At 70.2% G+C, this 24,905-nt stretch carries 25 protein-coding genes, 1 tRNA gene, 1 pseudogene and 1 riboswitch; of the genes and pseudogenes, 17 read left to right on the top strand and 10 right to left on the bottom strand.

All coding sequences use genetic code 11. The annotated features are described in order from the left end of the window. The first annotated feature begins 9 nt into the window (after positions 1-9). From ACT53U_RS12690 to folK, 4 genes are all read left to right on the top strand, one after another. Positions 10-492: a YbaK/EbsC family protein gene (locus ACT53U_RS12690; RefSeq protein ID WP_476155593.1), complete on the top strand. Its 483-nt coding sequence runs from the start codon at positions 10-12 to the stop codon at positions 490-492. 267 nt (positions 493-759) lie between these two features. Continuing rightward, the gene (gene folP / locus ACT53U_RS12685; RefSeq protein WP_476155591.1) at positions 760-1,578 is read left to right on the top strand and encodes a dihydropteroate synthase; all 819 of its coding nucleotides are present in this window, start codon (positions 760-762) and stop codon (positions 1,576-1,578) included. Further along, positions 1,575-1,943, top strand: a complete 369-nt coding sequence (gene folB, locus ACT53U_RS12680; RefSeq protein ID WP_476137625.1) for a dihydroneopterin aldolase — start codon at positions 1,575-1,577, stop codon at positions 1,941-1,943. Before folP ends, folB begins: the two co-directional genes overlap by 4 nt. After that, positions 1,936-2,424: a 2-amino-4-hydroxy-6-hydroxymethyldihydropteridine diphosphokinase gene (gene folK / locus ACT53U_RS12675; protein WP_476155589.1), complete on the top strand. Its 489-nt coding sequence runs from the start codon at positions 1,936-1,938 to the stop codon at positions 2,422-2,424. The genes folB and folK overlap by 8 nt, the downstream gene beginning before the upstream one ends. A 9-nt stretch (positions 2,425-2,433) precedes the next feature. On the opposite strand, the gene ACT53U_RS12670 is transcribed toward folK, so the two are convergent. Together ACT53U_RS12670 and mog are read right to left on the bottom strand one after the other, a co-directional pair. Further along, positions 2,434-2,964, bottom strand: coding sequence for a DUF2478 domain-containing protein (locus ACT53U_RS12670; RefSeq protein ID WP_476155587.1), 531 nt, complete (start codon positions 2,962-2,964; stop codon positions 2,434-2,436). Between the two features lies 1 nt (position 2,965). Beyond that, positions 2,966-3,514, bottom strand: coding sequence for a molybdopterin adenylyltransferase (gene mog, locus ACT53U_RS12665; protein WP_476155585.1), 549 nt, complete (start codon positions 3,512-3,514; stop codon positions 2,966-2,968). 148 nt (positions 3,515-3,662) lie between these two features. On the opposite strand from mog, the gene ACT53U_RS12660 reads away from it, so the two are divergent. Beyond that, positions 3,663-4,841 (top strand): NnrS family protein, encoded by a 1,179-nt coding sequence (locus ACT53U_RS12660; RefSeq protein ID WP_476155584.1) that lies wholly within the window; start codon positions 3,663-3,665, stop codon positions 4,839-4,841. A gap of 75 nt (positions 4,842-4,916) precedes the next feature. Here ACT53U_RS12660 and ACT53U_RS12655 read toward each other — a convergent pair whose 3' ends face one another. Then, positions 4,917-5,414, bottom strand: coding sequence for a copper chaperone PCu(A)C (locus ACT53U_RS12655; RefSeq protein WP_476155582.1), 498 nt, complete (start codon positions 5,412-5,414; stop codon positions 4,917-4,919). 91 nt (positions 5,415-5,505) lie between these two features. Next, on the bottom strand, positions 5,506-5,901 hold the full coding sequence (locus tag ACT53U_RS12650) for a hypothetical protein (RefSeq protein ID WP_476155580.1): 396 nt from the start codon (positions 5,899-5,901) through the stop codon (positions 5,506-5,508). Positions 5,902-5,997: 96 nt separating this feature from the next. Then, positions 5,998-6,249, top strand: a riboswitch (cobalamin riboswitch). A gap of 101 nt (positions 6,250-6,350) precedes the next feature. Between ACT53U_RS12650 and ACT53U_RS12645 the strand changes: the two genes are divergently transcribed. Genes ACT53U_RS12645 through ACT53U_RS12625 form a run of 5 tightly spaced genes read left to right on the top strand, consistent with a single transcriptional unit; the run spans position 6,351 to position 10,607 of the window. Next, entirely contained in the window at positions 6,351-7,016 is a 666-nt protein-coding gene (locus tag ACT53U_RS12645; RefSeq protein WP_476155578.1) for an energy-coupling factor ABC transporter permease, read from the top strand. Continuing rightward, entirely contained in the window at positions 7,013-7,315 is a 303-nt protein-coding gene (locus ACT53U_RS12640) for an energy-coupling factor ABC transporter substrate-binding protein (RefSeq protein WP_476155577.1), read from the top strand. Before ACT53U_RS12645 ends, ACT53U_RS12640 begins: the two co-directional genes overlap by 4 nt. Further along, on the top strand, positions 7,299-8,033 hold the full coding sequence (gene cbiQ / locus ACT53U_RS12635) for a cobalt ECF transporter T component CbiQ (protein ID WP_476155575.1): 735 nt from the start codon (positions 7,299-7,301) through the stop codon (positions 8,031-8,033). The genes ACT53U_RS12640 and cbiQ overlap by 17 nt, the downstream gene beginning before the upstream one ends. After that, positions 8,030-8,797 (top strand): energy-coupling factor ABC transporter ATP-binding protein, encoded by a 768-nt coding sequence (locus ACT53U_RS12630; RefSeq protein WP_476155573.1) that lies wholly within the window; start codon positions 8,030-8,032, stop codon positions 8,795-8,797. The genes cbiQ and ACT53U_RS12630 overlap by 4 nt, the downstream gene beginning before the upstream one ends. 4 nt (positions 8,798-8,801) lie before the next feature. After that, positions 8,802-10,607, top strand: a complete 1,806-nt coding sequence (locus tag ACT53U_RS12625) for an aminodeoxychorismate synthase component I (RefSeq protein WP_476155571.1) — start codon at positions 8,802-8,804, stop codon at positions 10,605-10,607. A gap of 3 nt (positions 10,608-10,610) precedes the next feature. Here the strand turns inward: ACT53U_RS12625 and ACT53U_RS12620 are convergent, their stop codons facing one another. The 3 genes from ACT53U_RS12620 to ACT53U_RS12610 all read right to left on the bottom strand — a co-directional run bounded on the left by ACT53U_RS12620 (position 10,611) and on the right by ACT53U_RS12610 (position 14,058). After that, the gene (locus tag ACT53U_RS12620; protein WP_476155570.1) at positions 10,611-11,528 is read right to left on the bottom strand and encodes a LysR substrate-binding domain-containing protein; all 918 of its coding nucleotides are present in this window, start codon (positions 11,526-11,528) and stop codon (positions 10,611-10,613) included. A gap of 113 nt (positions 11,529-11,641) precedes the next feature. Next, positions 11,642-12,547 carry a hypothetical protein gene (locus ACT53U_RS12615; protein ID WP_476155568.1) on the bottom strand — a complete coding sequence of 302 codons (906 nt, stop codon included), beginning with the start codon at positions 12,545-12,547 and terminating at the stop codon, positions 11,642-11,644. Positions 12,548-12,714: 167 nt separating this feature from the next. Continuing rightward, positions 12,715-14,058, bottom strand: a complete 1,344-nt coding sequence (locus ACT53U_RS12610) for a C1 family peptidase (RefSeq protein ID WP_476155566.1) — start codon at positions 14,056-14,058, stop codon at positions 12,715-12,717. 347 nt (positions 14,059-14,405) lie between these two features. On the opposite strand from ACT53U_RS12610, the pseudogene ACT53U_RS12605 reads away from it, so the two are divergent. Both ACT53U_RS12605 and ACT53U_RS12600 read left to right on the top strand, forming a co-directional pair. After that, positions 14,406-15,530 (top strand): annotated as a pseudogene (locus ACT53U_RS12605) (acyltransferase family protein). Between the two features lie 381 nt (positions 15,531-15,911). Beyond that, positions 15,912-16,076 (top strand): hypothetical protein, encoded by a 165-nt coding sequence (locus ACT53U_RS12600; RefSeq protein ID WP_476155564.1) that lies wholly within the window; start codon positions 15,912-15,914, stop codon positions 16,074-16,076. A gap of 79 nt (positions 16,077-16,155) precedes the next feature. Here ACT53U_RS12600 and ACT53U_RS12595 read toward each other — a convergent pair. From ACT53U_RS12595 to mnmA, 3 genes are all read right to left on the bottom strand, one after another. Then, positions 16,156-16,232: transfer RNA gene (locus ACT53U_RS12595), tRNA-Met, on the bottom strand. A gap of 144 nt (positions 16,233-16,376) precedes the next feature. Next, the gene (locus ACT53U_RS12590; RefSeq protein WP_476155562.1) at positions 16,377-17,087 is read right to left on the bottom strand and encodes a class I SAM-dependent methyltransferase; all 711 of its coding nucleotides are present in this window, start codon (positions 17,085-17,087) and stop codon (positions 16,377-16,379) included. Between the two features lie 11 nt (positions 17,088-17,098). Then, positions 17,099-18,283, bottom strand: coding sequence for a tRNA 2-thiouridine(34) synthase MnmA (gene mnmA / locus ACT53U_RS12585; RefSeq protein WP_476155561.1), 1,185 nt, complete (start codon positions 18,281-18,283; stop codon positions 17,099-17,101). A 325-nt stretch (positions 18,284-18,608) separates the two neighbouring features. Between mnmA and ACT53U_RS12580 the strand changes: the two genes are divergently transcribed. The 5 genes from ACT53U_RS12580 (at position 18,609) to fliG (ending at position 24,890) form a co-directional block, all read left to right on the top strand. Beyond that, positions 18,609-20,528, top strand: a complete 1,920-nt coding sequence (locus ACT53U_RS12580; RefSeq protein WP_476155559.1) for a flagellar hook-length control protein FliK — start codon at positions 18,609-18,611, stop codon at positions 20,526-20,528. A gap of 38 nt (positions 20,529-20,566) precedes the next feature. Beyond that, positions 20,567-21,238 (top strand): flagellar hook assembly protein FlgD, encoded by a 672-nt coding sequence (locus tag ACT53U_RS12575; protein WP_476155557.1) that lies wholly within the window; start codon positions 20,567-20,569, stop codon positions 21,236-21,238. A 219-nt stretch (positions 21,239-21,457) separates the two neighbouring features. Continuing rightward, positions 21,458-21,733 (top strand): CtrA inhibitor SciP, encoded by a 276-nt coding sequence (sciP, locus tag ACT53U_RS12570; protein WP_476137602.1) that lies wholly within the window; start codon positions 21,458-21,460, stop codon positions 21,731-21,733. A gap of 394 nt (positions 21,734-22,127) precedes the next feature. After that, the gene (gene fliF, locus ACT53U_RS12565) at positions 22,128-23,819 is read left to right on the top strand and encodes a flagellar basal-body MS-ring/collar protein FliF (protein ID WP_476155555.1); all 1,692 of its coding nucleotides are present in this window, start codon (positions 22,128-22,130) and stop codon (positions 23,817-23,819) included. A gap of 9 nt (positions 23,820-23,828) precedes the next feature. Further along, a complete protein-coding gene (gene fliG, locus ACT53U_RS12560) occupies positions 23,829-24,890 on the top strand; it encodes a flagellar motor switch protein FliG (protein ID WP_476155553.1) in 1,062 nt (353 codons plus the stop codon). Positions 24,891-24,905: the final 15 nt, after the last annotated feature.

The raw sequence follows: 24,905 nt of genomic DNA, 5'->3' as shown, positions 1-24,905 counted from the left end.
GACGCCGAGATGACCGAGACCGCCCTTCCCGACAGCGCCGCCCGCGTCGCCGCCGCCGCCCGCACGCTGGGGCTGGCGATCACCGTACGCGAGATGCCGGATTCGACCCGCACCGCCGAGGAGGCCGCCACCGCCTGCGGCTGCGCCGTCGCCCAGATCGTCAAATCGCTGGTCTTTCGCGGCAAGACCTCGGGCAAGCCGTGGCTCTTCCTCGTCTCCGGCGCCAACCGGGTGAACGAGAAGGCGGCCGAGACGCGGATCGGCGAACGCGTCGTCCGCATGGACGCCCGCGACGTCCGCGAGGTCACCGGCTATGCGATCGGCGGCATCCCGCCCTTCGGCCACGCGACGCCCCTCGACACCGTGATGGACGAAGACCTCCTCGTCTTCGACACCGTCTGGGCCGCCGCCGGAACGCCCTTCGCGGTCTTCTCCGTCGCCCCGCGGGCGCTGGCGGAGGCCGTCGGCGCGACGATCACCCGGGTGGATTGATCGCACGCAAGGGGAAGCAGGCCCCTTGCGGAGGCCCTTCATGCTGAGGTGCCCGACGAAGTCGGGCCTCGAAGCGCGAAGGGCCGAGAGGCAAGGCCTGTCGACGGCTTCGCCCTTCGAGGCTCGCTTCGCGAGCACCTCAGGATGAAGCCGAACGAAAAAGACGGCCGGCATTTCATCCCCTGATCGACCGCGTCGGCCGATTTCGCCTCGCCTCGCGCCGCCGGTGGCGCTAGAGGTGGAGCCTTCGACAGTCCGGGAACCGCCATGGGTCGCCTCGCCGAACTCCTGCCCGCCCTCGGCCGGCGCACGCTGGTGATGGGCATACTCAACGCCACGCCCGACAGTTTCTCCGACGGCGGGCTGTGGCACGAGCGCGACGCCGCCCTCGCCCATGCCCGCGCGATGATCGCGGAAGGCGCCGACATCCTCGATCTCGGCGGAGAATCGACCCGTCCCGGCCACGTGCCCGTCGCGGCCGAGGACGAGATCGCCCGCGTCGTCCCCGTTCTCCAGAGCCTCGCCCCCGACTGCCCGGTGCCGATCTCGATCGACACGTTCAAGGCGAAGACGGCCGAGGCCGCCTTCCGCGCCGGCGCGACGATCCTCAACGACGTGCGCGGCCTGCAGTACGACCCCGACATCGCCCGCGTCGCCGCCGACCACCGCGCCCCGGTGATCGTCATGCACGATCGCGACATCTCGGAAAGCCGCGTCGACGTCGTCGCCGATCAGCTCGACTTCTTCCGCCGCTCGATCGACATCGCGCTCGCCGCCGGCATCGCCGAAGAGGACGTGGTGATCGATCCCGGCATCGGCTTCGGCAAGTCGGCCGAACAGGACCTCGCCGCGCTCGCCCGGCTCGACGAGCTGAAGGTACTCGGCCGGCCGATCCTGCTCGGCACCTCGCGCAAGCGCATCGTCGGCCGCATCCTCGACGTGCCCCCGCCCGAACGGCTCCACGGCACGATCGCCACCAATGTCGTGGGCGCGTGGCTCGGCGCGGCGATCCTGCGCGTCCACGACGTGAAACCCCATGTCGACGCCGCCCGCGTCGCCGACGCCGTCATCCGGAGCCGCCCATGAGCGATCGCATCGTCCTGACCCGCATCGCCGTCTACGCCTATCACGGCCTCCACGCCGAGGAGGAACGGCTCGGCCAGCGCTTCTACGTCTCGCTCGACTGCGGGCTCGACCTGCGCCCGGCCTCGACCACCGACGACTGGAAGAAGACGGTCTCCTACGACCGCCTCGCCAAGATCGTCGTCGACACCGCCACCGAACGGCGCTTCTCGCTGATCGAGGCGCTGGCGGAGGTGATCGCCGGCAAGATCCTCGAGACCTGGCACCAGATCCACACCGTCACCGTGCGGGTCGAGAAGCCGGCGGCGCCGATCCCGACCATCCTCGAGGGCGTCGCCATCGAGATCGAGCGCAAGCGCGATGCCTGACGCGCTGATCGGCCTCGGCGGCAATCTCGGCGACGTCACAGCAACCTTCCGCGCCGCCCTCGCGGCGCTCGGGGCCGGCGGTTGTCGCCTTCTCGCCGCCTCGTCGATCTGGAAGACGCCGCCCTGGGGGAAGACCGATCAGCCGGCCTTCCTCAACGCCTGCATCCGCGTCGAGACCGAACTCTCGCCCCGCGCCCTGCTCGAGCTCTGCCTCGCGACAGAGACCGCGCTCGGCCGTGTCCGTACCGAGAAATGGGGCCCGCGCACGCTCGACCTCGACGTGCTCGACGTCGACGGCCGGCAGGTCGACGAGCCGGGGCTGGTCCTGCCGCACCCGTTCCTCGCCGAACGCGCCTTCGTGCTCCTGCCGCTGGCCGAGATCGTGCCGGAACAGACGATCGCCGGACGCCGCGTCGCCGACATGGCGGCGGCGGTCGACGCCTCCGGCCTCGAACGGATGGGACCGCTCGTCGGGGTCTGACGTCGGCCCTCAGGCCGCCGTACGACGCCGCGCGGCGAGCGACGCGATCAGCGCCTCCGCCTCGGCGCGGTCCTCGAACACCGCCTCGTAGCCGCCGCCGAAGTCGCGGAAGCCGCCGACGTTCTCGGCGGTGACGCCGACCAGCAGCGGCACGCCGAGTTCGACGGCCTTCTCGACCACCTGACGGAAGCCGTGACCCTCGATCTCGCGCTTGCCGAACTTGGAGAGGACGAGAAGATCGGGCAGCCGCTCGGTGTCGAGCGCGGCGAGCGCCAGACCGGCGGCCTCCTCGAGCGCGCCGTGGTCGAGCCGGCAGCCGTGCGCATCGGCGCCGCGATCCTGCGACAGATGGAACCGCCGTCCGGTGGCGAGGTCGACCAGCGACATGTCGCAGCGCCGCCGATTGGGGCGGCGCTCGTCGTGCTGGATCATGCCGGCGACTGCGAGGCCCGCGGCGGCGGCGATCTCCGCCATGTCGGCGAGCATGGTCCCCTCGCCGGTCGGATAGACCAGCGCGGCGAGGATAGGATCGTCGTTCATGTCACTTGCCCTTGGGCCGGAAGGCGACCATGCGCTCCGGCCGGGTTTCGAGCCGATAGCCGCCGGCGAGGTCGATGCAGTAGGGCACCGCCGGCATCACCGCGTCGAGGCAGTCGCGGATCGACGAGGGCTTGCCCGGCAGGTTGATGATCAGCGACGAACCGCGCAGGCCCGCCTCCTGGCGCGACAGGATCGCCGTCGGCACGATGGTCAGGCTCTTCGCCCGCATCGCCTCGCCGAAGCCCGGCATCATCCGGTCGCAGACGGCGAAGAGCGCCTCGGGCGTCACGTCGCGCGGCGACGGCCCGGTGCCGCCGGTCGTCACCACCAGCGAACAGCCGGCGACGTCGCACAGATCGATCATCGCCGCCTCGATCGCCGGGCGTTCGTCTTCCACCAGCCGCTTCTCGATGCGGAAGGGCGTCGCCAGCACTTCCTCGAGGTAGGCTTCGATCGCCGGCCCCGACAGATCCTCGTAGATGCCGCGCGTCGCGCGATCGGAAACGGTGACGACGCCGATCGGAACGGCGGTGGAAGTGACATCGGACATCATGACCCTCTGGGCACGCGCGGACTCGCTCGGGCGACGGGCCCGACCTTCGGCGCCATCAAAGCCCCATGCCTTGCCATGGATCAAGAGGCCGACCGCCCAGCCGTGGCAGGAGGTGGCGAAGTTGAACTTTGGACGGAGAAATCTCATGGCCCGTACCGCGGAAGGATACCGCGCCCATCGCGGCCCCACCTGGCTCACCGGCGGGTTTCGCCCGTTCTTCCTGGCGGCCGGCCTGTGGGCGGCGCTGGCGGTGGCGCTGTGGCTGCCGCTGTGGGAAGGCATGATCACCCTGCCGAGCCGGCTCGCGCCGATCGACTGGCACGCCCACGAGATGCTGTGGGGCTATGCCGGTGCGGCGATCGCCGGCTTCCTGCTGACCGCCATCCCCAACTGGACGGGGCGCCTGCCCGTCGTAGGTCAGCCGCTGCTGGTCCTCGTCGTGCTGTGGGCGATCGGCCGTATCGCGATCTTCGCCTCGGCGCCGCTCGGCGCGGTGGCGACAGCGATCCTCGACCTGCTCTTCCCCCTCGGCCTGACCTTCGTCGCCGCCCGCGAGGTGGTCGTCGGGCGCAACTGGCGCAATCTCAAGGTCGTCGGCCTCGTCGGCCTGCTCGCCGTGTCGAATGCCGTCTTCCACGTCGAACTGGCGATGCGCGGCACCGCGCCGCTCGCGATCCGCATCGCCATCGCCGCGATCCTGATGCTGGTGGTGGTGATCGGCGGCCGCATCGTCCCGAGCTTCACCGCCAACTGGCTCAGGCCGCGCGGCCCCGGCCGCATGCCGATGCCCTTCGTCCGCTTCGATCAGGTGGCGAGCCTCGTCGTCGGCGTCGCACTGGCGATCTGGGTGGTGCTGCCGGAACATCGGGTGACGGCTGTCGCCCTGCTGATCGCCGGCGTCGTCGATCTCGCCCGCCTCGCCCGCTGGGCCGGCTGGCGGACGACCGGCGAGGCGCTGCTGGTGGTGCTCCACGTCGCCCGCCTCTTCGTCGGCCTCGGCTGCCTCGCGCTGGCGGCGAGCATCGCCGGTGCGAACCTCGCCCCGACCGCGGCGCTCCACGCCTGGACGGTCGGCGCCATTGGCCTGACCACGCTGGCGGTGATGACGCGCGCAAGCCTCGGCCACGCCGGCCGGCCGCTCCACGCGACACGGCCGATCGCGGCCCTCTACGTCGCCTGCACCGTCGCCGCGCTCGCCCGCGTCGCCGCCGGCTTCGGCTGGGCCGAGTTCGCGCTGCTGCACGTGGCGGCGCTCGGCTGGATCGTCGCCTTCGGCGGCTTCTTCGCCATCTACCTGCCGATCCTCACCCGCCCCCGCGACTGAGACGGCACGGACGCTTCCGGCAAAGAACAAGGGCGGCCCCGAGGGCCGCCCTTTTGCGTCGCGTCGCGCCGCCGATCAGTGGCCGGTGTGGTTCATGCCGCCGCCGGAATGATCCATCGGCTTCTGTGCCTCGACGACGAAGTCGACGTCGACCGAGCCGGCCTTCTCGAACACCAGCGTGCCCTTGAAGTCCTTGCCCACCTCGATCGGTCCACCGAGGCCGATGAACATCACGTGGAAGCCGCCGGGCTTCAGCTCGACGGTCTTGCCGGCGGGGATCTCGATGCCCTTGTCGAGGGCACGCATCTTCATCACGCCGCCGTCCATGCTCATCTCGTGGATCTCGACCGTCTTGGCGACGTCGGACTTCACCGCCACCAGACGGTCGTCGGTGGTGCCGGTGTTCTTGACCGTGAGATAGCCGCCGCCGACCGGCGCCGCCTTCGGCGTGGCACGGCTCCAGGGATGGCCGATCTCGAGCGCGCCCACCTTGTAGCCGTGGGCGAGCGCCACACCGGCCGAGAGGAGGAGAGCGAGGCCGGAAGCGAGCGCGAGGGTCCGGATGGTCTTCATGAGTCTGTCTTTCGCGTGGAGGGCGATCGGGCCGCGCCGCGTCGGGCGTCCGGGCCGTCGCCGGGAAGGGAAACGTCGGTGGATGGACGGATCATGCCGCCGGCGGGCCGCGGGCCGTCGCCCGCGGCGCGAGGACCGTCGTCCCCGCTTCGTCCCGCCACGCCAGCCGATCGACCGCGACCAGCCGCGGCGCCGGCACCTCCGCCACCACCACGGCGCCGAGGCCGGGGGCGGAGAACAGCACGCAGGTGCCGCAGAAGTGATCGCCGTGATCGACGCGGTGGCCGGCGATGTCTTCGGCCGCGCGCGCGCCGTCGACCGGGGCGCTGCAGATGCCGGCGACGGCGATGCCCGACCCTTCGACCAGATCGGCTGCGGTGACGAAGCCCGGCAGCACCCGCGGCGCGAAGGCGACGAGCACCAGCGCCACCGCGAGCGTCGCGGCGGCGACAAGGCGCTTCCATCGTCCGGGCGTCCACATCGTCATCGCCCGACCATGCGGGCTGTGACCGCGTCTCGTCAATCCGTCGCGGTCCCTTCCCCCCTCACCCGGCCGGCCCTTGCGCCGATCGCGACCGGCGTCTACGATTCCTCCTGTGATGGTGCCGCGTCGGAGTCCTCCGAAGCGGTGAAAAGGGAACACGGAAGGGCCGAATCGTGCCCGAGCCGTGGCCGCCCCCGCGACTGTGAGCGGCGAGGGGTCCGAACGAAGATCGCCTGCGGGCGATCGGTCACTGATCGCCCCCGAGACCACCCGGGGGAGCACGATCGGGAAGGCCGTCCGGATCTCGACGACCCGCGAGCCAGGAGACCTGCCATCCGCATGAGCGTCGTTCGCGTCCCTCGGGCGGGGTGTCCCGGTTGGCGTTGTCGGAGTGACCCGCGTCGCGGGCCTTCGCTTCACGGGCGACGCGCTCGAAGATCGAGGTGGAAGACATGCACATCATGGAAGGCTTCCTGCCTGCGCCGCACGCGCTCGGCTGGACGCTGGTCTCCGCGCCCTTCGTGGTCGGTGGCTTCGTCTCGCTGCGCCGTACGCTGCGCGAGCGTCCCGAGGCGCGCCTGACGCTGGCCGCCGCCGGCGCCTTCACCTTCATCCTCTCGGCGCTGAAGCTGCCGAGCGTGACCGGCTCCTGCTCGCATCCGACCGGCACCGGCCTCGGCGCCGTGCTCTTCGGCCCCGCCGTGATGGCGCCGATCGGCGTCATCGTGCTCCTGTTCCAGGGCCTGCTGCTCGCCCACGGCGGCCTCACCACGCTCGGCGCCAACGTCTTCTCGATGGCGATCGCCGGCCCCTGGGTCGGCTGGGCGACGTGGAAGCTCGCCTCCCGCGTCGGCCTGCCCGCCACCGTCGCCGTCTTCCTCGGCGCGGCGCTGGCCGACCTCGCGACCTATGTCGTGACGTCGTTCGAACTGGCGCTGGCCTTCCCCGACCCGACGTCGGGCATCGCCGGGGCCTTCGTGAAGTTCGCCGGCATCTTCGCCGTGACGCAGGTGCCGCTGGCGCTCGCCGAAGGCCTGCTCGTCGTCGTCGTCATGAATGCCCTCGTCGGCCGCCTCCCCGGCGCCTTCGACGGCAAGATCGCGGAGGCCGGCCGATGACCTCGACGCTCTCCAACCGCACCTCGATCGCGCTCCTGCTCGTCGCCACCGCCATCGTCGTCGCCCCGATGCTGCTGCCCTTCGGCGGCGAGTTCCTCGGCACCGACGACGCCGCCTCCAAGGCGATCGAGGAGAGCCATCCCGGCTTCGAACGCTGGACCAAACCCTTCTGGGAACCGCCGTCGAAGGAGATCGAGAGCGCGCTCTTCGCCCTCCAGGCGGCCATCGGTGCCGGCATCCTCGGCTATGCACTGGGCCACCGCAGCGGGAGCCGCCGTCGCGATGACGCCGATCGATAGGATCGCCGCCGGCAACCGCTGGCGCGACCGCTCGCTCGCCGAGAAGGCCCTGCTCGGGCTCGGCCTTCTCGCCCTCGCCCTCCTCACGCCGCCCTGGCCGACGGCCGTCGCGATCCTCACGGTCGCGACGCTCGCCGTGACGTGGCGGGCCGGCGTGCCGTTGGCGACGTGGGCGCGCCTGCTCGCCGCCCCGCTCGGCTTCGTGCTGACCGGCGCGGCGACGCTGCTCGTCACCATCGGCTCGGACGGCATCGGCTGGGCGCCCGGCGGCCTTACCGCCGCGGCGACCCTGACGCTGCGCGCGAGTGCCGCCGTCGCGGGCCTGCTGACGCTCTCGGCCACCACACCGGCGACCGACCTCGTCGCCGGCCTGCGCCGCCTGCGCGTGCCCGACGAGTTCGTCGAACTCGCCCTGCTCGTCCACCGCTTCCTGCAGGTGACGGGCGAGACCGCCGCCGCCATGAACGCCGCGCGGGCCGCCCGGCTCGGCGACGTCGACTGGAAGAGCCGCATCCGCTCCGCCGGCATGGTCGCCGCCAACCTCCTGCCGCGCACGCTCGATCGCGCCCGTCGGCTCGAGATCGGCCTCGCCGCCCGCGGATGGAACGGCGGGGCGCTGGCCGTACTTTCGCCCGCCCGCCCGGTCTCGCCGACCGGCCTCGCCGCGACCGTCGCGGTGCTCACGTCCCTCGCACTTCTCGGATGGATCTTCGCATGAGCCTCCTCGCCGTCGAAGGCCTCTCCTACGTTTACCCCGGCGGGGTGACGGCGCTCGACCGCATCGACCTCACGGTCGAACGCGGCCGCCGCCTCGCCATCCTCGGCCCCAACGGCGCCGGCAAGACGACGCTGCTCCTCCACCTCAACGGCACCCTGCGCCCGAGCGCCGGCCGCATCGCGCTCGACGGCGCGCCCGTCGCCTGGGACCGTGCCGGCCTCGTCGCCTGGCGCCGCCGCGTCGGTCTGGTGCTGCAGGAGGCCGACGACCAGCTCTTCGCCCCGACGGTCTTCGAGGACGTCTCCTTCGGCCCGCTCAACCTCGGCCTGACGCCGGCCGAGGCGCGCGCCCGCGTCGAGGAGGCGCTGACGGCGCTCGGCATCGCCGACCTCGCCGACCGCGCCACCCACATGCTGTCCTTCGGCCAGAAGAAGCGCGCCGCGATCGCCGGTGCCGTCGCCATGCGGCCGGAGATCCTGCTGCTCGACGAACCGACCGCCGGCCTCGACGCCCGTTCCGCCCGCCGCCTGCTCGCCACCCTCGAAGCGCTGGAGGCGGCCGGCACGACGCTGGTCTTCACCACCCACGACGTCGCCATGGCCCACCGCTTCGCCCATGACGCCGTCCTCTTCCAGGACGGCCGCATCGTCGCGACCGGCCCCGCCGCGACCCTGCTCGCGGACGCGCAAGCCATGGACCGGGCGGGCCTGGACTCCGTCGAACCGGACGCGGCCGTCACCCCGATCGCCGCGACCGGAGGCTGAGCCGGTGCCCGCCGCCGATCGCCGCGATCCGCTGGCCGATCTCGAACGCCCCTTCGTCCTCGTCGAGGACCGGCTGGCGCCCAGCCGCCCGGCCTTCCTCTATGCCAAGCCGCATCGCGTCGTCCGCGCCGATCGCCCGGACGAGGTCGAGCCGGCACTCGCCGCGCTCGATGCCGCCCGCGCCGCGGGGCTCCACGCCGCGGGCTTCCTCTCCTACGAGCTCGGCCACGTGCTGGAGCCGACGCTCCTCGCCTCGCTCGCGCCCGATCGCCGCCTGCCGCTCTTGTGGTTCGGCCTCTTCGACGCCCCCGAACGGCTCGACGCGACGGCACTGGACGAAGCCTTCGCCGAGCGTGGCCCGCCCGCCCCGCTCGCAGACCTCGCGCTGGGCGTCGACCGCGACACTCACGTCGCCCGCGTGGCCGAGGTGCTGGAGCACGTCGCCGCCGGCGATTGTTGGCAGATCAACCTGACGCTGCCGATCGATTTTCGCTTTGCCGGCGATCCCCTCGCCCTCCACGCCGCGCTGCGCGCCGCCCAGCCGGTCGCCCACGGCGCCGTCGTCGCCTTCGACGAGGCGACGCTGCTCTCGGTCTCGCCCGAGCTCTTCGTGTCGATCGAAGACGGCATCGCCACCACCCGGCCGATGAAGGGCACGGTCGCCCGCGGCGCTACGCCGGAGGAGGACGCGGCTGCCCGCGCCGGCCTCGCCGCCGATCCCAAGCAGCGCGCCGAGAACCTGATGATCGTCGACCTGATGCGCAACGACATCGGTCGCATCGCCGAGATCGGCTCGGTCGCGGTGCCCGATCTCTTCCGCGTCGAGACCTATCCGACGCTCCACACCATGACCTCGACCGTGACCGCCAGGCTCGCCCCGGGCACCACCACCGCCGACGTGATCCGCGCCGTCTTTCCCTGCGGCTCGATCACCGGCGCGCCGAAGATCAAGGCGATGGAGGTGATCCGCACCCTCGAGGGTACCGCCCGCAACGTCTATACCGGCGCCATCGGCACCTTCCGCCCCGACGGTTCGGTCGATCTGAACGTCGCCATCCGCACCGCGACGATCATGGCCGACGGCCGCGGCCGCTGGGGCACCGGCGGCGGTATCGTCGCCGACAGCATCGCCGCGAGCGAATGGGACGAGGCGCTGCTGAAGGCCCGCGTCCTGACCGATCTCGCGACCGACTGGGGCCTGATCGAGACGCTGCGCTTCGCCCGCGGCGAAGGCTTCACCCGCTTGCGCCTTCACCTCGACCGGCTCGCCGCTTCGGCCGCGTCGCTCGGCTTCGCCTTCGACCGCGCGGCCCTCGAGGCCGATCTCGCCGCCCTCACTGCCGGCATCGCCGACGATCACCCGCGCCGCGTCCGCATCGAGCTCTCCCGCGACGGCCGGACCACGCTCGCCGCGCCCGTCCTCGCCGCCGATCCCGATCGCCCGCTCCGCCTCGGCCTCGCGGCCGAGCCGGTCGATGCCGGCGATCCGTTCCTCGCCCACAAGACGACGCGCCGCGCCCGTTGGGACGCCGCGACCCGCGAGGCCGCCCGGCTCGGGCTCGACGACATGGTCTTCGTCAATCGCGACGGCTTCCTCACCGAGACGACGCGGGCGAACATCTTCGTGGAAAGGAACGGCCGTCTCCTCACCCCCGCCGCCCGCCACGGCCTGCTGCCGGGCATCCTGCGGGCGGAGCTGCTCGAGACGGGCCACGCCGTCGAGGCCGATCTCCGGATCGAAGACCTCGACGGCGCCCGCTGGTTCGTCGGCAATTCGCTGAGGGGACTGAAGGAAGCGACGCTCGGCTGAGCCTCACGCCGCCAGCCGGTCGACGCCTTCCGGCACGCCCTTGCGGATCATCGCCGCGAGCAGCGCCAGCGCCTGTTGGCGCGGCGTGTTGACCCGGTGGATCAGCCGCACCCGGCGGAAATGGTGATCGCCCTCGAGCGGCCGCGTCTCGAGCCGGCCGACGAGGCCGATGTCGTTGCCGACCGCCAGCCGCGGCACCAGCGTGATGCCGTAGTTCGCCGCCGTCAGATGCAGCAGCGTCTCGAGCGAGGTGGCGCGGATGTCGGCCCCCGCCGTCTCGCCGCGATCGGGATGGCCGCAGAACTCCAGCGCCTGATCGCGCAGGCAATGGCCGTCGGCGAGCAGCAGCAGCGACTTCGGATCGAGATCCTCCGCCGCCACGACCTGCTTCGCCGCCAGCGGATGGCCGGGCGGAAGCACCACCCAGAACGGCTCGTCGAAGAGGAGATGCGAGGCGAGCCGCGGATCCTCCGGATCGGAGGCGACGATCGCCGCCTCGAGCCGCCCTTCCGCGAGTGCCGCGAGGAGATTGGCCGTCAGATCCTCGTAGAGCATCAGCGGCGCCGCCGGCAGAGCCTCCGCCGCAATCGGCAGGACGAAGGGCATCAGATAGGGCGCGAGCGTCGGGATGACGCCGAGGCGGAGCGGGCCGGCGAGCGGGTCGCGGCTGGCGCGCGCCAGCGCGACGATGTCGTCGGCCGCCGAGATCGCGCGCCGCGCATGGGCGAGGATCTGCTCGCCGACCGGGGTCGCCCGGATCGACCGGCCGATGCGTTCGAAGATGCGGACCCCGAGTTCGTCCTCGAGCTTGAGGATCTGCCCCGACAGCGTCGGCTGCGACACGTGGCAGGCTTCGGCCGCACGCCCGAAATGGCCGAGATCGGCGACCGCCAAAAGGTATTGCAGATCACGCAGGTTCATCGTCTCGCCCCGTCGGCGCACACCGTCACGGCGTGCGTACGATCGAAGATAGCGATGGAAGGCGCATTGTCGATCCGTCGCGTCGATGAAATTCATCGACGCGACGTGACCGATCAGTCGCGCGGGTCGATGCAGATCCCACCGATGAGCACTCGCGGCGGGGTGCAGATGATCGGCGGTGCCGCCGGCGCGGCGATCGTGGAGACCGAGCCGCCGTTGATCGCCTCGTCGATGCCCGGCGCATAGATGGGATCGTCCTCGCGGTGGCGCCGGATCAGCGGCTTGTCCTTCGCCCCCCAATAGACGCGCACGCCGGCCATCACCGCGCCGTCGCCGTGCTCGCCGAGCGAGCCTTCCGCGAAGACCGCGCCCGAATAGCCCCGGCCGATCGGGAAGGCCCATTCGGCGCTGCCGATGCCGGCATGGCGGCCGCCGGAATAGCGATGGCCGAGCGCCAGCTTCAGGTCGTCGGTCGCGTACCAGCCGACCTGGATCTTGTCGAAGACACGCGAATGCAGGTCGATGCGGGTGGTGGTGCCGGCCGGATCGACCACGTCGCGACGCGTGCCGCCCTCCCAACCGACCATGCCCTCGGCCGTGAAGCGACCGACGTACCAGGCGAACTCGACGCCGGCCCGACCGATGTCGATGCCGTTGTACTTGTCCCAGCGGCCATACTGGCCGATCAGCCCGAGCAGGCCGAGGCCGGGATCGCGGCGGAAGAGATGGACGGTCGAGCTACCGAGCGCCCGCCCGCCGAAACTGGCGAGCTGTCCGTCGACCTGGACGCCGTAGTGGTCGCCGATCGGCAGCGAGACCGCACCGCGCGCGCCCCACAGTCCACCGGCCTGCCCCTTGGCACCGCCGCCCGCCACGTCGAGCTTCCAGTTGAAGCCGTCGACCGCGCGGAAGGTCTGCGCCAGCGAAGCGGCCGTCCCGGCCTTGCCGAGATCCGCCGCCTGCGCCGAAGTCGCCGCCAGGAGCGCCGCGGCGGCGGCGAGGAAAATGCGCTTGGTCACGGTCGACCCCCGTCGATTCAAATTGCGCACCCGACGATCCGCATTTTCACCTAAGAGTCCAGAGCACAGGCGAGGCTGCGGCGTACAAGATCGCAACGGATCGCACGGAAGCCCGGCGGCGTTGCCGAACAGGCACGATCCGCGCGCGGACGGCTGCCGCGACGCGGCTATTCCTCCTCGTCCTCTTCCTCCTCTTCGGACTCCTCGTCCTCCTCCTCCGACTCCTCGTCGTCCGACTCCTCCTCGTCCTCGGATTCGTCCTCGTCTTCGGATTCGTCCTCGTCTTCCTCCGACTCCTCCTCTTCTTCTTCGGAATCGTCGTCCTCGGACTCGTCCTCCTCCTCGTCGGACTCCTCTTCCTCTTCGCCGTCTTCTTCCTCGGAGTCCTCTTCCTCGTCCTCGGAGTCCTCGTCGCTCTCCTCGTCCGTCTCCTCGGCGTCGTCCTCCTCGGAGTCGTCCTCCTCGTCGTCGGCTTCGTCTTCCTCTGCGTCGTCTTCCGACCAGTCCTCGTCGTCCTCGACCCAGTCGGCCTCGTCTTCGTCCTCGCCGTGGTAGTCCTCGCCCGAAGCCTCGTCCCAGTCGGGGTCCTGGTCGTGACCGAAGAACGTGTGCTCGACGTCGGCGTAGGCGTCCTTGGTGAACGCGGCGACGATGCCGCCGGCGATGCGGCCGAAATCCTCGATCAGCGAGCCCTCGTCGAGCACCCAGGTCTCCTGCGGATTGGGCACGGCGGAGGACGACCGCAGGATCCAGCAGTCGCCGCCGTTGAACTTGTCGCTCATCAGGTAGTCGTAGGGCATGTAGCAGTAGCCGTTGACGCCCCAGTCCGAGCCCCACGAGTTGCGCACCACGAAGACGTTGTCGATGTCGGAATAGCCGACGCAGAGCATGGCGTGGCGACTGTGGTCACCGCGCTTGACTTCCTTCGGCTTGGGCATCGGCACGACGCCGCCGTTGTCGGTGCAGTCGTCGAAACTGTCGAAGAGGGCGCAGCCGAAGACGATCGGAAAGCCTTCCGCCAGCGCCTTCTTCCACTGGTCGAGTTCGACCTCGACGCGCTGCATGTCGAGCGCCTTGAAGCGCGACGCCTCACCGTAGGAGGTCTTCGACGGCTTCTCCAGCACCGCCTTCTCGCGGTAGGGCCAGACGGTCTCGGGACAGGCGCCGTATTTCTTCAGGCTCTCCATCCCGTACTGGATGACCGAGCCTTCGTCCTCGTCCTGCGAGCCGTCGCGCCAGCGGGCATTGTAGTAGATGAACAGCCGGGACACGTCGAGCGGCCGGGTCAGGTGCTTCTTCAGCAGGTATTCGTAGGCGCCGGCGATGGCGTTGGCGGTGCAGGAGTTGAGGTTGCCCTGGTTCTCGACCGGCGTCATCAGCGGCCGGAGATCGACCTTGGGCGGCAGGTCGAAACGCCGGCTCGACCGATAGACCGCCGCATCCGGCGCCGCCTTGACGAAGCGATAGCCGCCGGCCCGCTTGCCATTGAAAGACCTGTTGGAATCCGTCACGCCCCACCCTCTCGCTCGCATGCGGGGGTGCGGCGCGACCCGACGCGCCCGGCCCCCCCCGATGCCGTCACGGCAGATTACAGGATTTCGCGAGGCCGTCGACGCGGGTTCGGTCCGCCATCCACGCCGCATCGGCCGGGCTCTCGTCCAAAATCGCCACTGACGTCGCGTGTTCCGATCGCCCGGCGCGCAGAACCCGCATCGACGCGACCCAGGGGCGGTAAGGTTAAGAAAGGGTTTCCGCGCGGCTGCGTTGAAGACCATCCACCACGAGCATAGCGTGCAGCCATCCACAACCGTGCAGAGAGAGCCCTCGCCCTCTCGCCCGATCGATCGGCAGGTTCGCCATGCAGACCTCGAGCGATTCGACACGACTGGGCTCGATCCAGATCCTGAGAGGCGTCGCGGCGCTTCTCGTGGTGGTCGCCCACGTGATCGAACATCCGCTGACGCAGATTCCCAACGCCGCCTTCGTCACCGGACGGTTCGGCGTCGACATCTTCTTCGTCATCAGCGGCTTCATCATCATGTAGGTCACGCCGGACGGCCCCTTCGCGCCCTTCGGCTTCGCTGCGCGTCGCGTCCTGCGGATCGTGCCGCTCTACTGGGTGTGCACCGTCGCGGTCTTCGCCCTGGCGATCGTCGCGCCCTCGGCCTTCAAACAGACGCCGGCGGATTGGAACTACTTCCTCCACTCGCTCGCCTTCGTGCCGATGCCGCGGCCGGGCGGCGTGAACGACTGGCGGCCGCTGCTCAAGCTCGGCTGGTCGCTGCAGTACGAGATGTTCTTCTATCTGCTGATCGGCCTGCTCTTCTGGTGCCGCAGCCGGCTGCAGCGCGCGGTGATCGTGACGGCCCTGCTCGCGCCGCTCGTCGCCCTCTCGCTCGTCGTCGAGCCGCGCGCCGACCTCTTCGCCCACTACGCGAACGTCAACCTCCTTGGATTTCTCGTCGGCGTCTGGCTCGCCGTCGCTCATCGAGCCGGGATCTTCGACCGTATTCGCCATGGCTATTTCGTACCCGCTGCTGGGGCGGCGGCGGCGGCGGCGGTAGTGGCTACGGCCATACTGTACGGTCGAACCATGCCGGAGATCATGATGATCTGGGATCAGGTGCCGATGACCATCGCCGCCGCCGCGATCGTCGCCACCGGCCTCTACGTCGAAGCCTGGAGCCGCGGGCGCAACCGGGTGCTCGAACGGATCGGCGACTGGTCCTACTCGCTCTACCTGACCCACATGTTCGTCGTCGGCGCCGCCTGGTCCGTCGCCGGCAAGCTGCACCTCGCCTCACCGCTCGCGCTCGCGGCCGTCGGGATCGGCGCCGTTGCGACCTCGCTCGCCGTCGCGGCGGTGACGTGGCGGCTGATCGAGGTTCCCGCCAACGCCCTCGGACGCCGCTTCGCCCTCGCCGGCCCGCCCCGCCTCCTCGATCGTCTGCACCCGGCCGAGCACCCGACCGTCGCGCGCTGAGCCGTCTCGCCACCCCGCGGACGAGCTCCGCAGGGTGGCGAGGCCTCCGCCGCGTACCATCGGTCGCTACCGCACGACCGACCGAGCGATCCCCTCGTGAGAAGGCAGTCGAGAGCGACGGTCACTCGAAGCACTCACCGGCATCCCCGCCCGGCCGTCGGCCCGCAGAACGCCGCGCCGGCCGCGCCCGCACTCCTGTTTGCGGCGCTCTCCCCACCTTGCCGCGGTCATCGCCCCTCAATTGCAAGTGACACGCATTCGATTCTTGACACCGCCGCGCGTCGGGTTTTGAATATGCAAATCAGTCGCATTAAAGAGACCGCGATCGGCATCGCGGGCGGGTCCGAGCCCGAGCATCCGGCGATGGCAGGGAGAACGAGAATGAAGGCCGATCGAACCACACCGCGCGGTTTGCGCCGCGCTCTCCGCCTCGTCGCCGCCGGCCTGGTGCTGGCTGTCGCGGTCACCGTCGGATCGAAGGGCAGCCGCGCCGCCGACGCCGAGACGAGCCCGGCCGTCGCGCAGATGGTCGCCGCGCAGGCATGACGCCGCGCCGCGATCCGAACGGGACCATCGCCGAAAACGAAAAATGCGACGGAATCCGTCGCATCGAAGAGGAAATTTTTGGTGGCGGGGGGCGGGATCGAACCGCCGACCTGAGGGTTATGAATCCTCCGCTCTAACCATCTGAGCTACCCAGCCAGCCGGGGGTCTATCTAGTTTCGGCGGAGGCCCCTGTCAAGCGATCTCGACCGCTCGCGCGCGATCGACCGCCCATGGGGAAAACCCACGCCGCGGCGGTGCACGAGGGCACCACCGCGGCCGATTTCGGCCGGATGAGCGGGATCACGCCCGGCGGCGCAGCACCGCCACGGTGAAGATGCCGAAGAGGCCGAGGCGCTTCTTTTCCACCAGTTCGAAGCCGCGACGGCCGAGAATGCGCTCGATCGGGAAGTCGGGACGCCAGCCGAGCTTCTTGGTGAAGGGGGTCAGGCGATGCTCGATCGCTTGCCGCCAGCCGCTCTCGGAAGCGAAGTGCGACACGAAGATCGCCTCGCCACCCGGCTTCAGCACGCGCTCGATCTCAGCCATCACCGCATCCGGGTGCGGCACCACGGTGATCGTGTACATCACCGCCACGGTGTCGAAGGAGGCGTCGTCGAAGGTCAGCCGCGTCGCGTCCATCTCGTGCAGTGCCGCGACGGTGGCGATCTTCTTCTCCTCGACGCGGCGACGCGCCACCGCCAGCATGTCGGGCGACAGGTCGATGCCGGTCACCTCGAGATGCGGCTTGTAGTGCGGCAGGGCGAGACCGGTGCCGACACCGACCTCGAGCAGCCTGCCCTGACGTTCGTTGATGATCTTGACCGCCAGCCGACGGCCGGCATCGAAGACGCGGCCGAACACCCAGTCGTAGATCGGCGCCCAGCGCGAATAGGCCGCGAGCACCGCCCGCTCGTCGAGCCGCGCCCCTTCGGTCGCCGCAACTCCGGCCAGAACGTCCGACGAGCGCAGCTCGCCCGCGTTGCCACCCTCGAACGCCTGCTTGTCGAACATCTCTCGCTCCTTCAGCGTGCGGCCAGCCTCGGACGGACCGCCTCTTCCACCGGGGCTTCCGCGGATGCCGCCACGCCGGCGATCGTGCCGCCGCCGAGCACCCGCGCCCCACCGTCCGGCGCGTCGTAGAAGACCGCCGCCTGGCCGGGGGCGACCCCGTGTTCTCCTTCGAGGAGTTCCACCACCACCCGGTCGTCGACCACCTCGAGCAGCGCCGGCTGGGGCGCACGGGTCGAGCGCACGCGCACCCAGATCTCCATCGCCTCCGCCGCCGATTCCGAGATCGGCCGATCGCCGAGCCAATTGACGTCACGAAGATGAAGCCTGCGTGTCATCAGGGCCTCGCGCGGGCCGACGATCACCCGGCGGGTGTCGGCGTCGAGCCGCACCACGTAGAGCGGTTCGCCGACCGAGACGCCGATGCCGCGACGCTGGCCGACGGTGAAGCGGATGATGCCGTCGTGATGGCCGAGCACGCGGCCGTCGACATGGACGATCTCGCCCGGCTCGACCGCGTTCGGCTTCAGCCGCTCGATGACGTCGGCGTAGCGGCCCGACGGCACGAAGCAGATGTCCTGGCTGTCCTGCTTCTCGGCGACCGGCAGGCCGAGGTCGCGGGCGATGTCGCGCGTCTCGCTCTTCGGCAGGTTGCCGAGCGGGAAGCGCAGGAAGTCGAGCTGCTCCTGCGTCGTGGCGAAGAGGAAGTAGCTCTGGTCGCGGTCGAGATCGGCCGGGCGGAACATGCCGCGATGGCCGGAAGCGAGCGGGCGGGTCGAGACGTAGTGGCCGGTCGCCAGCGCCGCGGCGCCGAGCTCTCGGGCCGTGTCGAGCAGGTCGTGGAACTTGACCGTCTGATTGCACGAGACGCAGGGCACCGGCGTCTCGCCCGCCAGATAGCTCTCGGCGAAGCGATCGATCACCGCCTCGCGGAAGCGATCCTCGTAGTCGAGCACGTAGTGGGGAATGCCGATCGTCTCGGCCACCCGTCGCGCGTCGAGAATGTCCTGTCCGGCGCAGCACGAGCCGGGGCGATGCGTCGCCTCGCCGTGGTCGTAGAGCTGCAGCGTCACGCCGACGACGTCGTAGCCCTCGCGTTTCAACAGCGCCGCGACCACCGAGGAATCGACCCCGCCGGACATCGCGACGACGACGCGCGTGTCTTCGGGGCGACCGGGAAGGTCGAGGGAGTTGATCATCGGGGTCACCTGTGGGTCATGCGGCGCGACGACGCCGTCCGGACGCCATCCGCGAGGGCGGAACTATAACGGAGCCCGCCCTCCGGGGAAACCCGCAAGACCCGCGCCGGGCAGCCCTTGCCCGACCGGCAGACTTTGCCCGCCGCCGGCCTGCGTCGCGCCGTCGCGCCGACGGTTCGCGCGGCCGAGGCCGACGCGGAAAAGCATGCGCCTTCAAAGACATTACGCGGCGGGAGCGGAGATCGCCGGCGCCGTGCGGCATCTGGCCCCGGCCTTGCAATGTCCTCCGGGAGATCCTTGCGTTCCCCTTCCCGGGAGGAAGACTTTGCCCACCGTCGACGCCAACAGTTCCGTCGCTTCCGCCGTGCGTACGATCGCCGCCGGCGCGAACATCGCCGCCCCCGGCGCCGGCGGAGCCTTCGCCGAACTGATGGCCGTGATCACCGCCGCGATCGGCGGCAACGTCGCCGCGAACGCCGAGACCGCCGTCACCACCGCGAACGCGGCGGCGGGGACCGCGGCGACGCCGGTCGTCGCGGCGAACGCCAAGGGCATCGTCGACCCGACGAAGATCGTGAGCACCGACGGCAAGACCGACGAGACGACCGACACGACGACCGACACCGCTGCGGCCGACACTGCTGCGGCCGACGCCGCCGCCGCCAAGGCGGCCGAGCTCGCCGGCGCCCAGGCCTTCACCGCCACGACGACGCCGATCGCGCTCTCCGATGCCGACGGCCTGCCCTCGCCCGCGACGCTCGGCGCCCGACGCGACACCGCCTCGGCCACCACCACGCCCAAGGCCGGGATCGACGCCACGCATACCCCGACCGACCGGGCCTCGGCTGCCCCGGTCGCGAGCGCCGCTACCGCCGTCGCGGCCGATGCCGACGCCCTCGCGGCGCTGGCGGCGGCCACTCCGACGACCGACACCGACACGACCGCCGCCGGATCGCAGACCACGACCGCGGCGGGCACCGCCGCATCGACGACGGCCGACGCCGCGCCGAAGTCCACCGCCGCAGCGAAGTCCTCCGACACGACGACTGCGCCCCCGACCACCACCAAGACGGTACCGGTCGAGACCTCGGTCCCGTCGGCCGTGGCCGATCGCGCCCGCGCCCTCTTCGCCGACGCCCGGGCCACCGTCCGCGGCGAGGCCGTCACCCCCTCCGACGCCACGACGACGGCCGCAGCCGCTCGTGCCACGCCCACCGGTGCCGCCGGCGTCGCTGCCGCTGCCGCGCGCTCCGACGTCGCCCTCGCCGCGGCGCGTGCCGCCGTGCCGAACACCGGTACCGAGGCCCCCGCCACGAAGACCGACGGGACCGGCGCGACCAAGAGCACCGCCGGCAGCACGACGACCGAGACCGCCGCCAAGAGCGCCGACCAGACCATCGTCCCCACCCTCCCGACCGAGCGCACCACCGCGACCCCGGTCGACCAGAAGGGCAAGCCGGTCTTCACCGCACCCGATGCCGCCCCGTCCGACACTGCCGCACCGACGCCGAGCGATCGCCCGACCATGCCGCGCGTCACCGAGACCGGTCACGGCACCGAGGCGACCGGCACCCAGGCAGCCGCCCCGCGCGCCGCCGAGCCGACGGCCCCCGAGCCGCATGTGGAGGCCCGTGCCCCCGAGATCGCCGAGGCCAAAGGCCGCGCCGATGCCGACGGCAAGGGCCCGGCCAATCCGCTCGATGCCGCCAAGCCGGCCGATCCGACCGCACAGGCCGCGCCGACCCGCGCCGCCGACGTCGCCACCACCACCAACGGCGCCACGCCGCAGCGCACCGCCGCCACGGACGTGTCGCCGGCGGTCGCCGCCTCTGCGATGGCCGGCCTCGCCGACGTCGTCGCCCGTCGCACCCATCAGGGTTCGAGCAAGTTCACGGTTCGCCTCGATCCGGCCGAGCTCGGCACCGTCGACGTCAAGGTCGAGGTCCGCGCCAACGGCGAGGTGAAGGCCCATCTCGTGGTCGAGCGCCCGGAGACGCTCGACATGATGCTGCGCGACCAGAAGCAACTCGAGCGCTCGCTCTCCCAGGCCGGCCTCGACGTCGGCAATTCGGGCCTGCAGTTCTCGATGCGCGATCAGCGCGGCAACGGGTCGCAGACGGGCGCGGAGACGCCGGTCGCCGCCGTCGCCGCGCCTTCGGAAGAGGAAGTTCCCCACGCCACTCAGGACGCGGTCATCGCCGCCTACCGCCCCACCCGGGTCGGCGGCCTCGACCTGCGCGTCTGAGCGGTCAGTACCCTGCGTAACGTCCCGGAGATCTCGCCATGTCCATCCTCGGTCTGACCACCCCGACCCTGACCAGTTCGACTTCCACCACGGCGAGCGACAGCAAGAGCCTCTCGTCGAACTACGAGATGTTCATGACCCTCCTGGTGACGCAGATGCAGAACCAGGACCCGCTGAGCCCCACCGACGCGTCGAAGTTCACCGATCAGCTGGTTCAGTATTCGTCCGTCGAGCAGCAGATCAAGATGAATGCACATCTCGCCAATCTCGAGGCTCTTTCGACGACGCAGAACGCTTCCAACCTCGTCGCCTACATCGGCAAGACGGTCGAGGCCGAGGGCAAGACCTCGACCTACGACGGCAAGAACGCCGCGACGTGGAACTTCACCTCGGATGCGAAGGCCACGGCGGCGACGATCAAGGTCTCCAATGCCAACGGCGACCTCGTCTATACCGGCACCCAGTCGCTGACGAGCGGCTCGAACACCTTCACCTGGAACGGCACGACGACGTCCGGCGGCACCGCCACGGCCGGCGACTACACCATCGCGGTCTCCGGCACGGACTCCTCCGGCAACGCGGTCAACATCTCGACCGCCGTCGAAGGCACCGTCACCGCGGTCGACTTCTCCGGCACCACGCCGATGCTGACGGTCGGCGGCCAGACCATCTCCGCCTACAAGGTGACGAACGTCTCCGGCGGCTCGTGAACGGCGGCGTTTCGTCGCGCCGACAACCGAAAAATTGCCGAATCACCCGATCCGACGCTCGAAAGAGCGCCGGATTTCGGCGCATTTCCGCGGAATTTCAACGCCTGCGGGCCACCCTCGCGAAAAATATCGAAGGGGCTGCCGGTGTTTAGCCATATTTTAAGTCCCGGCCCCGTAGTCTCGCTCTCGATGTGATCGCATCGAATGTGTGAGAGTACGATGACCGATCAAATGAGACCGCGTGTGAAATACGTCATCGGCCCGGACGGAAGCCCGTTGACCATCGCCGACCTGCCGCCGCAGGGAACGAGACGATGGGTCATTCGTCGCAAAGCCGAAGTGGTGGCCGCCGTTCGAGGGGGACTACTTTCCCTGGAAGAGGCGTGCAGCCGCTATACCCTGACCGTCGAAGAGTTCCTGTCCTGGCAGCAGTCGATCGACCGTCATGGTCTGGCCGGTCTGCGAACCACGCGCATTCAGCAATACAGGCAATGATCCTCCCGGATCCGCACGAGATCGAGGGCCGCCCCCAGGGGCGGCCCTTTTTTTCGTGCCCGCGACGCCAGGGTCGCCACTCCCTTGCGTAAACTCCGAACAAGGTATTGACGAGACCCGGCAAATTCGACCCGGCGATGGATCGGATGCGAGCGATTTTCTCGAGGATTTCCTCACCTCGACGTCCCGGAGCGGGACGGCGTTAACCACCCGTTTACCATCCACTGGGAAATTCTTGCCCAGTGGCCGAACGGATTCTCCGACCCCACCGGACCGTCGACAGCCACGCGCCGCCCACCCCCTGCGGCGCAGGTACCGGAAATCGCGCGGCCGGCCCCCACCCCCCGGGGACCGGTCGCCCCCTTCAACGAAGCGAAGACTGAAAGGTCGAGACGTGAACGGCGCCCTCGAGTTCCTCAAGAACCTCGGTCCCGCTCGCCTCGCCGCGATGGGCGTCGTCACGGCGCTGCTGATCGGCTTCTTCGCCTTCGTCATCACCCGGGCCACCGCGCCGGTGATGACGCCGCTCTACTCCGACCTCTCCGACCGCGACAGCTCGGCCATCGTCAAGGATCTCGAGGCCCAGGGCATCGTCTACGAGCTGCGCCACGACGGCTCGCAGGTCCTCGTGCCCAAGGACAGGGTGCTGCGCCTCCGGATGAAGCTCGCCGAGAAGGGCGTGCCGGCCGGCGGCAACGTCGGTTGGGAGATCTTCGACAAGACCGACAGCCTCGGCACCACCTCCTACGTCCAGAACATCAACCACCTGCGCGCCCTCGAAGGCGAACTGTCGCGCACCATCCGCTCGATCGACCGCGTCCAGGCCGCCCGCGTCCACCTCGTCATCCCCGAACGCCAGATCTTCCAGCGCGAGAAGAAGGAGCCGACCGCCTCGATCGCGCTGAAGCTCAAGGGCCAGATCGACCCGGCCCAGGTCCGCGCCATCCAGCATCTCGTCGCCGCCGCGGTCGAAGGCATGAAGCCGTCGCGCGTGTCGATCGTCGACGAGACCGGCCGCCTGCTCGCCTCCGGCGAGGGCGACAGCCCCGACGGCCTCGTCGCCGCCTCGCTGCAGGAGCGCACCTCCGCCTACGAGGCGCGGATCGAGAACCAGATCGAGTCGATCGTCGCCTCGATCGTCGGCCAGGGCCGCGTCCGCGTCCACGTCGCCGCCGAACTCGACTTCAACCGCGTCACCCAGACCTCCGACACCTTCGATCCCAACGGTCAGGTGGTGCGCTCGACCCAGACCAAGGAAGAGAGCTCGCAGAACGCCTCGACCGAGAAGGGCGTGACCGTGTCGAACCAGGTGCCGGGCGGCACCCAGGATCAGAACGGCGCCGGCTCCAAGGAGGCCTCCAACACCTCCGAGGAGACCGTCAACTACGAGATCTCCAAGACCACCCGCACCGAGATCCTCGAGGCCGGCCGCATGAAGCGGGTCTCGGTCGCGCTGCTGGTCGACGGCGTCTACGCCACCACCGCCGCCGGCGAGGTCACCTATCAGCCGCGCTCCAAGGAGGACCTCGACCGCATCGCTGCCCTGGTGCGCTCCGCCGTCGGCTTCGATCAGAAGCGCGGCGACGTGGTGGAAGTGGTCAACCTGCGCTTCGCCGAAGCCCCCGCCGCCCAGCCTCTCGAGAGCCAGAAGACCGGTATCGCCGCCCTGTTCGACTTCGGCCGCGACGACATCGTCCGCTTCGCCGAACTCGGCGCGCTGGTGCTGATGACCCTCCTCGTCCTGCTCTTCGCCGTCCGCCCGCTCATCACGCGCGTGCTCGCCCCCGAAGGCGGTGCGATCGCCGCCATCGCCGGCTCGGCCGGTGCCGAGGGCGCCGAAGGCGCGGGCGCGGAGGCGGGTGCCGCCGTGGTCCAGATCGGCGCCGACGGCCTGCCGATCGCCCTCCCCGCCGGCGAGGCGGGCGTGCCCAGCATGGTCCCGCACAACGACATGCGCCTCGACGAGGCCAAGGCCATAGGCGCCATGCAGGCCGGCTCGATCCGCAAGATCGGCGAGATGATCACCGAGACCCCGAACGAGGCCGCCGCGATCATCCGCGGCTGGCTCAACGAAGCCGCAGCCTGAGGTCGCTCCATGTCGGTTCCCGCGAAGTCCCATTCCGGCAGCCCGTCGCTGAAGGTCTCCCACACGGAGGCCTATCGCGAGCTCGCCGGTGCCGAACGCGCCGCCGTGCTGCTGCTCGCGCTCGGCGAGGAGCACGGCCGCAAGATCTGGGAACAGCTCGACGAACTCGAGGTGCGCCAGGTCTCGCTCGCCATGGCCAAGCTCGGCCCGGTCAATCCGGAGATGCTCGAGAACCTCTTCGTCGACTTCGTCACCCGGCTCTCGGCCCGCGGCTCGCTCAACGGCAACCACGACACCACCGAGCGCATCCTCGCCTCCGTCCTGCCCGCCGAACGCGTCAACGCGATCATGGAGGAGATCCGCGGTCCGGCCGGTCGCAACATGTGGGAGAAGCTGTCGAACGTTCAGGAGAACGTCCTCGCCAACTATCTCAAGAACGAATACCCGCAGACCGTCGCCCTGGTCCTCTCCAAGATCCGCGCCGACCACGCCGGCCGCGTCCTGGCGATCCTGCCCGAGGAATTCGCCCTCGAGGTCGTCAACCGCATGCTGCGGATGGAGAGCGTCCAGAAGGAGATCCTGGAGAAGGTCGAGCAGACGCTGCGCATCGAGTTCATGTCGAACCTCTCGACCACCTCGCGCCGCGACGCCCACGAGCTGATGGCCGACATCTTCAACTCCTTCGACCGCCAGACCGAAGCCCGCTTCCTCACCGCCCTCGAGGAGGAGAACCGCGAGAGCGCCGAGAAGATCAAGTCGCTGATGTTCACCTTCGAGGACCTCGGCAAGCTCGATGCCGGCGGCATCCAGACGCTGCTCAGGAACGTCGAAAAGGACAAGCTCGCCATCGCCCTCAAGGGCGCCTCCGAGCCGTTGCGCGACTTCTTCTTCCAGAACATGTCGAGCCGCGCCGCCAACATGCTCAAGGAAGACATGGAAGCCCTCGGCCCGGTGCGTCTGCGCGACGTCGACGACGCGCAGGCCGTCATGGTCAACGTCACCAAGGACCTCGCCGCCAAGGGCGAGATCGTCGTCTCCAAGTCGAAGGGAGAAGACGAGCTGATCTACTGATCGGCTCGCACGCAC

It is taken from the genome of Pinisolibacter sp. DMC19, assembly GCF_056313985.1.
This window is presented reverse-complemented; position numbering and strand designations above follow the sequence as displayed.